The 10,030-nt window shown below is 65.4% G+C and carries 7 protein-coding genes; 3 read left to right on the forward strand and 4 right to left on the reverse strand.

The features are described 5' to 3' along the window. Positions 1-82: 82 nt before the first annotated feature. The gene (locus ACQ4OD_RS26050) at positions 83-1,756 is read right to left on the reverse strand and encodes an aryl-sulfate sulfotransferase (protein WP_430945193.1); all 1,674 of its coding nucleotides are present in this window, start codon (positions 1,754-1,756) and stop codon (positions 83-85) included. 17 nt (positions 1,757-1,773) lie between these two features. Then, positions 1,774-4,107 carry a TonB-dependent receptor gene (locus ACQ4OD_RS26055; RefSeq protein WP_139674450.1) on the reverse strand — a complete coding sequence of 778 codons (2,334 nt, stop codon included), beginning with the start codon at positions 4,105-4,107 and terminating at the stop codon, positions 1,774-1,776. Positions 4,108-4,299: 192 nt separating this feature from the next. On the opposite strand from ACQ4OD_RS26055, the gene ACQ4OD_RS26060 reads away from it, so the two are divergent. Beyond that, positions 4,300-5,205: a LysR family transcriptional regulator gene (locus tag ACQ4OD_RS26060; protein WP_258599687.1), complete on the forward strand. Its 906-nt coding sequence runs from the start codon at positions 4,300-4,302 to the stop codon at positions 5,203-5,205. Positions 5,206-5,237: 32 nt separating this feature from the next. Here ACQ4OD_RS26060 and ACQ4OD_RS26065 read toward each other — a convergent pair whose 3' ends face one another. Next, positions 5,238-6,143: a TauD/TfdA dioxygenase family protein gene (locus ACQ4OD_RS26065; RefSeq protein ID WP_110697123.1), complete on the reverse strand. Its 906-nt coding sequence runs from the start codon at positions 6,141-6,143 to the stop codon at positions 5,238-5,240. A gap of 28 nt (positions 6,144-6,171) precedes the next feature. Next, entirely contained in the window at positions 6,172-7,221 is a 1,050-nt protein-coding gene (locus ACQ4OD_RS26070) for an ABC transporter substrate-binding protein (RefSeq protein WP_430945194.1), read from the reverse strand. Between the two features lie 299 nt (positions 7,222-7,520). On the opposite strand from ACQ4OD_RS26070, the gene ACQ4OD_RS26075 reads away from it, so the two are divergent. After that, entirely contained in the window at positions 7,521-9,104 is a 1,584-nt protein-coding gene (locus ACQ4OD_RS26075; protein WP_430945195.1) for an ABC transporter permease, read from the forward strand. After that, the gene (locus ACQ4OD_RS26080; protein ID WP_198754960.1) at positions 9,101-9,964 is read left to right on the forward strand and encodes an ABC transporter ATP-binding protein; all 864 of its coding nucleotides are present in this window, start codon (positions 9,101-9,103) and stop codon (positions 9,962-9,964) included. The genes ACQ4OD_RS26075 and ACQ4OD_RS26080 overlap by 4 nt, the downstream gene beginning before the upstream one ends. Positions 9,965-10,030 lie beyond the last annotated feature (66 nt).

Raw genomic sequence — 10,030 nt, forward strand, 5'->3', positions numbered from 1 at the left:
GGGGGGAGGGGGGGGGGGGGAAAGTGGAGGGGGGTACACAGGTCCACTTCCCCCCTCGATAGGGCCCTGGAAGGTTAGTCCATCAGAACGCCTTGTCGAGGTCGATCACTAGCGCCCGGTAGCCCACGCTGCCCGGCTGGCGACTGTGCACTTTCAGCTCCACCGCCACCTCCTGGGTGCCGCGACGCACTTCATTGAGCACGCTGGTCGTCAGCTTCTCGGGCGTCAGGAAGTTCACCGAAGCCGAATAGATGAACTGGGTATCGGTATCGGCCCGATACGCCACCACCGAGGTGATCGGGCTGTACCACTCGTCACCGCGCTCCTTGCCGTACTGCCACACCTGCTCGACCGTGCCCTTGGCCTCGTCGATCCTGTACTCCACCGCCCGGCTGTAGTTGCCCGCCAGCTTGGTCGGGCCGAAGTCCCGGCCCCAGCCGTTGTCGAACACGGTCAGCGTGCCGCGCCCGGTCAGCCAGGCGGTGTGCTGGGTCCAGGACCATTCGAAGCCCTCGCCCACGGGTTTGAGCACCTTGTCCTGCAGGCGCGCCGGCCAGCCCTGGGGCGCAGCAAGAATCCACTTCACCTGCTTGTCGCGACCGATCTTCACCACGCCCTGGTGCCGTGCTGAAACGATGATGCTGTCGTCATCGGCGTCGTAGTCGATGGCGTTGACGTGGGCCCAGTTGCGTCCGGTACCGACGCCGGGAGTGTCGCCGAACGGCAGGTCGCCTTCGGCAAGCTCGTTGGCCAGGCGCTCGTCCTGTTTCTGCACACCGTCCGGCAGCTGGATCGCGGCCTTGCCCAGGGTTTCCAGCAGCTCGCCGCGGTACGGGTCGAGGATCTGGTTCAAGTCCCAGAAGTCGAGCACGTCGCCGGCCTCGTTGACCTCGATGATATGGTCGCGGATCGAGCGCACGCGCTTGCCATCCGGGCGGCGGTAGTCGCTGGTGCCGACCCGCAACAGGTAGGTGCCGTTGGGCGTCTCGCGGATCTCGTGGGAGAAGTCGGCGAACTTGTCCGGCAGGTTGCGCTGCCAGATACGCCGGCCAAGCAGGTCGTACTTGGAATAGGTCTGGCCCTGGCCCCAGATCAGCTTGCCGTCGCGGGTCTGGTGGAAGCCCATGGTGCCGCCCAGGCCGTCGCGGTGGTTGGAATCGTGGATCTGCTCGATATCGAGGTACCAGCGCACATCGCCATTGCTGTCGGCGATCCAGTTGTTGCCCACCGAGTCCCACTCGGCAGCGCCGCCCAGGCCGTTCCACTTGAAGGCCCGGCCACCGGGGATGTCGGCCAGCAGATGATTGAACAGATACAGCCGCCGCTCGAAACCGGGCGCGACCTTGATCGGTTCGACCTCGGGCAGCGCCGCCGTCTGCTTCGCCACCACCGGCAGGCGCACCGCCGGGGCGTAGATTTCGTAACGCTCGCGAATGCGCTCACCCTCAAGCTTGTAGCTCACCTCCACCTGGTTGACGTGGTCCGGATACAGGCCGAACACCGGAATGCCACCGTAGGTCCACAACGAGCGTTCGGACACCTCGTAGCTGATATCGATACCGCGCTCGCCACGCCCCAGCACACGAACGTGAGCGGCGCCAAGGCTGCGGCCGCCGTCGCGGATGATCGCGGTCAGCGGCGCCAGGCGATACGGGTTGACCACCACGTCGCCGAGCAGGGCTTCGTCGCGGTCGGGCACCTTGGCGGTGAGGCAAGCGCCTTCGGGCAGGTCGTGGGGTTGGGTCTTGGCGTTCATGGCAATGCTCCTTGTGCTCAGAAGTCGTAACGGGCGGTGGCGCCCACGGTGCGCGGCGTGCCAAGCACCCCGGCATAGCCGCCGTTGGCGGAGTTCCAAAGGCTGGTGAAGTAGGTCTTGTCGCCGGCGTTCTTCACCCACAGCGACAGGTCGAGCACGCCGTCGCCCTGGTCCAGGCGCACGCCGGTGGACAGGTTGACGATGGCGTAGCTGGGGATCTGGCCATAGTCGGAATCGTCGATGGTGCCGACGGCCCTGGAGCGGAAGGCGTAGCTGGCGGTGAGGTAGGGCTCGATACGCTCGGTCAGCTGCCACTTGTACTGGCCGTTGAGGTTGGCGATGTACTTGGAGGCGCCGACCACCTGGTGGCCGGACAGATCGCAAGTGGCCGCGGCATTGGCCAGGCTCACCTCCGGCGGGCACGGTGCGTCGTCGTACTCGGTGTAGCGCACGTCGTTCCACGAGCCATTGAAATTCACGGTCAGCCCGCGGACCGGCAGGGCCGTGGCCTCGAACTCCAGGCCCCGCGAGCGCACGCTGCCGGCGTTGGCCAGGTACTGCACGCGGTTGGCCTCGTCATAGACGTTGGCCTGGTAGCCATGCACTTCGGTCCAGAACAGGTTGGTGTTGAGTTGCAGGCGGTTGTCCAGCAGCGTGCTCTTGATCCCCAGCTCCGCGTTGTTGGCGCGTTCGGTGCCCACCAGTAGCGAGTCGGTGCCCAGCCGTGGCGCGGCGCCGACGGTGAGGTTGACACCGCCGGACTTCTCGCCGTGGGACAGGCTGGCATAGCCCAGCACCGCGTCGCTGAAGCGGTAGCTCAGGCTGAGCAGCCCGGAAGGGGCGAAGCTGTATTGGTTGAGGTCACCTGAATCGTAGGCGCCCACCCTGCCCTGGCGCGCCGCGGCCGCCGCACCGGTCACGGCCGCGCCGCCGGACGGCGCGTCGCGGGTCACCCAGGCGCTTTTCTCTTCGTAGGTACCCCGCACGCCAGCGGTGAAATCCAGGCGCTCGGTCAGGTGCCAGGTGCCCTGGGCGAACAACGCGTAGCTGTCGGTATCGATATGGCCGTTACCGATTGTGGTGACGTTGGCAAGGGCGCCAGCCGGGGTCAGGTTCCAGATGTCGGCTTGCGGTCCGTTGTAGGTGAACGATTTGTTGTCCAGATCCTGCTTGAAGTAATAGGCGCCGAGCACATAGTCGAAGAAGCCGCCGGTGGGCGAAGCCAGGCGGATTTCCTGGGAGTACTGCTTGTCGCGCACCGAGACCCCGGCGCTGTGGAACACCGGCACGTTGAGGCCGTCGTCGTTGCGCGGCGTGAAGTCCCACCAGCGGTAGGCGGTGATCGAGGTAAGGGTGAAGTCGTTGGGCAAGGTCCAGTTGGCTTCCACCGAGGTTCCACCCTGGAACACCTTGACCATCTGGTCGGCGTCGAAGTTGACCTTGCGGTCCTTGCCCGACACCAGGGTTGCGCCGGCCTGGGCGGCCAGGCTCTCGTAGCGGTTCACGCCATTGATGGTCGGGCCGGTGCTGTAGAGGCTGAGGATACCGTTGTCGGAGTTCTCTTCGTTGTATTCGCCGATCCAGCGCAGGTTGAAGGTTTCGCTGGGCTTGAACAGCAACTGGGTGCGAAAGCCCTGGCGTTTGCCGCCGTTGAGGTCATGTCCGTTGTAGACGTTCTTCACATAGCCGTCGTCCTCGGTGTGGTAAGCACTGATGCGCCCGGCGAGGGTGTCGGTCAAAGGACCGGAGAAACTGCCCTGGGTCTGCCAGTAGCCATCCTCGCCCAGCGACGACTGCACGCTGCCCTCTTGGTGGAAAGTCGGCTTGCGCGTGGTGATGTTGAGCACACCGGCTGTGGTGTTCTTGCCGAACAGCGTCCCCTGCGGGCCACGCAGCACTTCCAGCTGCTCGACATCGAGCAGGTCGAACACCGCCATGCCCGGGCGGCCGAGGTAGACGTTGTCGAGGTAGATCCCGACGCTGCCTTCCAGGCCATCGCTGGCGGGGTTGTTGCCCAGGCCGCGGATGGAGATGCTCGATTGGCGGGCGTGCACATAGGCGACGTTGGTGCTCGGCACCAGTTGCTGCAAATCCTGCACGCGGTAGATACGCTGGGTCTCGAGGGTTTCGCTGCCCAGCACGCTGATCGGAGTGGGCACGCTCTGCGCGGTCTCTTCGCGTCGCCGGGCATTGACGGTGACGGTGCCCAGCTGGGCTTCCTGCGTCACGGCTGGGGCGGCGTTGGGCTCATCGGCGAAACTGCTGCCGGAAGCGGCCAACAGCACTCCAGCCGCCAGGGGTTGCAGGGCGAACAACGAGGCGCGCGCGGGCCAACGGGAAAGTCGGGACATGCAGATGCTCCTTGAGGCAAGGGCCCAGGCGAGCATTTCCGTTGGCGGAACCGAATCGCGGTCAGGCTGGCTTATATTCTTTTAAGAGATATAAATATTTGTAATTCATATTTTGTGGAATAAGAGACTCCCTTTATAAGGTTCCCAACCCTTCCCAGCAATTGCATTCCACCGAAAGTTTCCATGTAGAAAATGCATATCGACCTGCGCCAGCTCCGCCACTTCATCGCCCTTGTCGAGCACCGCAGCTTCGTCGCCGCGGCGGCTGCGGTGAACCTTTCGCAATCGGCTTTCAGCCGCAGCATCCAGACGCTGGAGCACAACGTCGGCTGCCGCCTGGTCGACCGCGCCAGCAAGGAACTGGCGCCGACCCGCCAGGGCCTGCTGGTGCTGGAGCATTCGCGGCGCCTGGTGCATGGGGCGCACAACCTGGTCAACGAGATCAACCAGTTCAATGGCGCCACCACCGGCGTGGTGCGCTTTGGCTCGGGGCCGGCGCCCGCCGGCGGGCTGGTGCCGCGGGCGGTTGCGCGCTTCGTCGCCGAGTACCCGGCGGCGCGCACCTGCTTACAGGTGGACAATTGGCAGGCCTTGAACCGCCGGCTGATCGCCGAGGAGATCGAGTTCTTCGTCGCCGACACCCGCCAGTTCGAAGCCGACCCGGATTACCAGGTGCACAAGCTCACGCCCCAACGCTGGCACTTCTGCTGCCGCGCCGGGCATCCACTGACCGAGCGTGGCGAAGTGCGCGCGCAGGACCTGTTCGACTATCCGCTGGCGACCACCTTCCGCCCGCCGAACATCCGCAAGATCCTAAGCGACCTCAGTGGGCGGCAGGACTTCCTGCCCAGCGTGGAATGCGATCATGGCTATGCGCTGCTCAATGTAGTGCAGCACTCGGACACCATCGGCATCGCCTGCAGCGCGAACCTGCGACCTTACGAAGGGTTGGTGGCGCTCAAGCTGGCGGACCTGGCACCGGAACAGGAAGAGGCGTTCTACACCCGCTATGGGGTGGTGAGCCGGGTGGGGTATGGCTTGTCGGCGCTGGCGCAGGGATTGGTGAGGCAGTTGGTGGCCTGTGACGTCGAGTTGTAGCGAACAGGGGCCGCTTTGCGGCCCCAACGGTCTCAGCCCTTGCGCGTGGTCCGGCTCAGTTGCCCATCCACGCCCACCGGCACCTCGCCGGCCAGGGTCACCCGACGCACGATGCGCGGCTGCGTACCGTAGTCATCCACCGCATAGTGCTGGGTCGCGCGGTTGTCCCAGATCGCCACGTCCCCGGCCTGCCAGCGCCAGCGCACGGTGTTTTCCAGGCGTGTCACATGCCCCTGCAGCACCGCGAACAGATGCTGCGAGTCGGCCAGCGAATAACCCTTGATACGTTTGACGAAATGCCCCAGTTGCAACACACGCTCGCCACTCACCGGATGCACGCGCACCACCGGGTGCTCGGTCTCGTACACCGTCGAAGTGAACACCTTGCGATAGCGCTCCAGCTTGGCCGGATCGACATCAGGTTTCGCACTGGCGTAGTCGTACTCGTTGCTGTGCACCGCCCACAGCTGGTCGGCCAGGGCGCGCAGCGGTTCGGGCAGTTCCTGGTAGGCCGCGGCGGTGTTGGCCCACACCGTGTCGCCACCGGAGGCCGGCGCCACCACGCTGCGCAGGATCGAGGCCTTGGGATAGGCATCGACGAAGGTCACGTCGGTGTGCCAGGAGTTGGCCCGCTGCCCCTCGGCGCCATCGAGCTGGAGCAGGTAGCTGGTGCCATCGACCACGGGCACCGTGGGGTGGGCGATGGGGTCGCCGAGCCGTTGGGCGAAGGCTTCCTGCCCTACGTCATCCAGATGCTCCTGGCCTCGGAAGAAAATCACCTTGTACTGCACCAGCGCCGCCTGGATGGCATCGACGGTTGCCGGGTCGAGGTCGGCGGACAGCTTGATGTTGCGGATCTCGGCGCCGATGCGCCCGGCAACGGGGTGGATGTCGAGTTCGAGGGTTTGCGGCGCGGTGGCCAGTGCGGCGTTGCTCATAGTCGTGCTCCTCAGGGTTGTTGTCGGGTCAGCGGGCGGCCTGGGTGGCCTGGGTGGCCTGGTCTTGTTGCAGGGCGTGGTCGATGAAGCGTGGTTCGATCCAGTCGGTTACCTGGAAGCCACGGCGGATCAGGCGCTCCTTGGTGGCCAGGTCGACGCCCTGTTGCAACAGGCCGACGAAGCCAGCGTCCAGGCGTGGGTCGAAGTATTCGGCAAGGTTTTCCTCGGCCAGGTCGTCGCGCAGGATCGACTTTGGCCAGTTGGCGGTATTGGCCACCAGGTCCACGTAGGCTTCGCGATTGCGCTCGTCGCGCAGCCACTTCGCCGCCTGTTCCTGGGCGTTGACCAGGCGCTGCACCAGGTCGGGGTACTGGCGAATGAACGCGCCGGTGCCGAGCAGCACCGCTTGAGTACTGCCGGCCCCTTGCAGGTTGCGTGAGTTGACCGGCAACTCGACCAAGCCCCGCTCGCGCAGCGACAGAAGGTTGGACAGGCCCCAGGTGGCGTCGATCTGCTTGGCGGCCAGGGCGGCATTGGCGGCGTTGAAGTCGAGGTTGATGACTTTCAGCTCACGCTCGGACAGCCCCTGGCTGGCCAGGGCACTGGCGAACGACAGCTGGTTGGCGGTGCCGCGGAACACTGCCACGCGCTTGCCCTTGAGATCCTGCAGGCTTTGGATGCCCGAGCCCGGGACTACGCCGAGGTAGCTCTTCACACCGCGCACCCCAGCCGACAACACGCGGGTGTCGAGGCCGCTGGCCTTGCCGATGATCGCGGCCAGATCACCCAGGTAGGCGAAGTCCGCCTGGCCGTTGGCCAGGGCTTCGTTGACCACGGGGCCTGCGCCCTTGAAGAAGCGCCAGTCGATGCGGATACCGTCCTTGGCAAACTCCTTCTCCAGCAGTTGCTGATCGCGCAGCACATCCACCACGCCGCCGGCGCTGGGCTTGCTGCCAGCGCTGAGGTCGGGCACGGCGATACGGATCACATCCGGCTGGGCGGCATGCGCTGCCACGGGCACGGCACTCAACAAGGCGGCGAGCAATGGGCTGAGCAGGTGGCGGAAGTTGGTTTTCATGGCAAGGCTCCTTGGCAGGCTGCCACCGGCGATGGCCGGCGCTATGGGCCAGAAGCTAGGCAGGTCCGGTTAGAACCTACAAAGATCAAAACTTCATTTTTTAGTAACCAGAAGACATAACCCAGGCGCCATGCGGGCCTGCGACGGGCTTGCAGGAAACGCATGGAAAATATGAGGAAAACGCAACGGGACGGGGCTTTCGCATGCACCTACCGCATGCTCTTATCTCTTGAATGCTATTTATGTGAATTTTTAATTCCATAAATGAATAAACAAGGAACGGTTTGGGAGATGCCCCGATGAGCGAAGTCTTGAGCGCAAGTCTGCGGCGCCTGTGGGGGCCGCTGCGCGGCCCTTTCGCGACGCAAGGCCGCTCCTATCTGCCGTGGATCGTGCCGTTGGCGGTGGCGGGCTTGTGGGTCGTCGCCAGCCGGGAGCACTGGATGAGCGAACAGATCCTGCCCGCCCCCGCGCTGGTCTGGCAGAGTGCGCTGGAGTTCGGCTCCGGCGAACTCTGGGGCCACCTGTGGATAAGTCTGCAGCGCCTGATATGGGGGCTGCTGGCAGGAGTCGCCAGCGGCCTGCTGCTGGGCACTTGGCTGGGCGGGTCGCGACGGGCGCAGACTCTGGTGCTGCCCACCTTCGTCGCCCTGGCGCAAATCCCCACACTGGCCTGGATCCCGCTGTTCATGCTGTTCTTCGGCATCGGCGAGCTGCTCAAACTGGTAGTGCTGGTCAAGGCGGTGGTGGTGCCGGTCACGCTGCACACCCTGGTCGGCGTGCGCGACGCCCAGCCCAAGCTGCGCGAGGCCGCCGCCGTCCTGCGCCTGCCCTCTCACCTGCTGTTCCTGCGCCTGTTGCTGCCCGCCGCGCTGCCGGCGTTTCTCGCCGGTGTGCGACTGGCCTTGGCCACTGGCTGGACCTCGCTGCTGGCTGTGGAACTGCTGGCCTCCAGCGAAGGCATCGGCTACCTGATGGTCTGGGGGCGACAGTTGTTCATGCTCGACCTAGTGTTCCTCTGCATCCTGCTGATCGGCCTGGTCGGCGCACTGATGGATCGCGGCTTCTCGCACCTGGAACGCAGCCTGTTGCACTGGCCGCAACCGGCCACTGGCGAGCAGTTGCGCGGCCAGGTGCCACGGGGCTGGCAAAGCCTGCTGCTGCCTGCGGGGCTGTTGCTGCTGTGGCAGGCCGCCAACAGCCTTGGCTGGGTCGATGCCAACATCCTCTCTTCACCGCTGGATGTGCTGCGCAGCCTGTACGCAGGCCTGCTCGACGGTTCGTTACCCGAGGCCCTGCGCCTGAGCCTGCAACGCACCCTGGTCGGTCTGTTGATCGGCGGTGGCGCGGGGTTCGCCCTGGGCTTGCTGCTGGGCCTGTCAGCCAACGCCGAGCGCTTGCTCGGCCCGAGCCTGTCGGCGTTGCGCCAGGTGGCGCTGTTCGCCTGGGTGCCGCTGCTGACCGCCTGGTTCGGCCTGGGTGAAGGCGCCAAGCTGGTGTTCGTCGCACTGGCGGCGTTCTTCCCGATGCTGATCGCCACCCAACGCGGCATCGCCAGCCTCCCGCCACAGCTGGGCGAGGCGGCGCAGGCCCTGCGCCTGGACCTGTCGCACCGGCTGCGTCTGCTGGTGTTGCCTGGCGCCGCCCCGGCGATCTTCGCCGGGCTGCGCCTGTCGCTGATCTATGCCTGGCTCGGCACTATCGGCGCCGAGTACTTCATGCCCTCGGACGGCGGCATCGCCAGCCTGATGATCGGCGCCCAGCAATTGTTCCGCATGGACCAGGTGATGGCTGCCATGGTCCTGATCGGCCTGGTCGGCGCCCTGCTCGGCCATCTCGGCCAACGCCTTGAATCACGCGCCACGCGCTGGAGATCCGCATGAACGCTTTCATCACCCCGGCCCTGCACGCGGCCAACCAAGCTGATGCCACACCGCCGCTGGTCAGCTTCGAGAAAGTCGGCAAGACCTTCAGCGTCGACGGTCAGTCGTTCGAAGCCATTCGCGACTTCGACCTGTCTATCGAACAGGGCGAATTCATCGCCATCGTCGGCTCGTCGGGCTGCGGCAAGTCCACCCTGCTGCGCCTGCTGGTGGGCCTGGACAACGACTACAGCGGCCAGATCCGCGTCGATGGCCAGCCGGTCAACGGCATCGGCGGTGAACGCGGCATCGTGTTCCAGGAGCACCGCCTGTTTCCCTGGCTGACGGTGGCGCAGAACATCGGCCTGGGCCTGGTCAACGACAAGCTCACCCAGGGCGAGCGCGCCCGTCGGGTGCATGAATTCGTGCACCTGGTGGGGCTGATCGGTTTCGAATCGGCCTACCCGCACCAGCTCTCCGGTGGCATGGCCCAACGCGTGGCGATCGCCCGGGGGCTGGTGGCCAGCCCGCGCATCCTGCTGCTCGACGAACCGTTCGGCGCCCTGGATGCACTGACCCGCCAGCAGTTGCAGGACGAGTTACTGGCAATACGTGAGCGTTCTGGGGTGACCGTTCTGCTGGTGACCCACGATGCCGAAGAGGCAACCTACCTGGCCGACCGGGTGGTGGTGCTGGAACCGCGGCCGGGGCGGATCAAGGCGGTGGTGGAAGTTGGGCTGTCGCATCCGCGCCAACGCACCGGGGTGGCACTGCATGGCTTGCGCGAGAAGGTGCTGCACCAGATTACCGGGGATGGCGGCTATCTGCGGCCGGTGGTGCATAGGGTGGAGGGGTTGCGGCCGGAGTTGATTGCGCTCTAGGGGTGGGTTGCCTGTACCGGCCTCATCGCCGGCAAGCCGGCTCCCACAGGGTATTGCCTTGCTTTT

The organism is Pseudomonas sp. WC1 (assembly GCF_050586565.1).
Taxonomy (GTDB): domain Bacteria; phylum Pseudomonadota; class Gammaproteobacteria; order Pseudomonadales; family Pseudomonadaceae; genus Aquipseudomonas.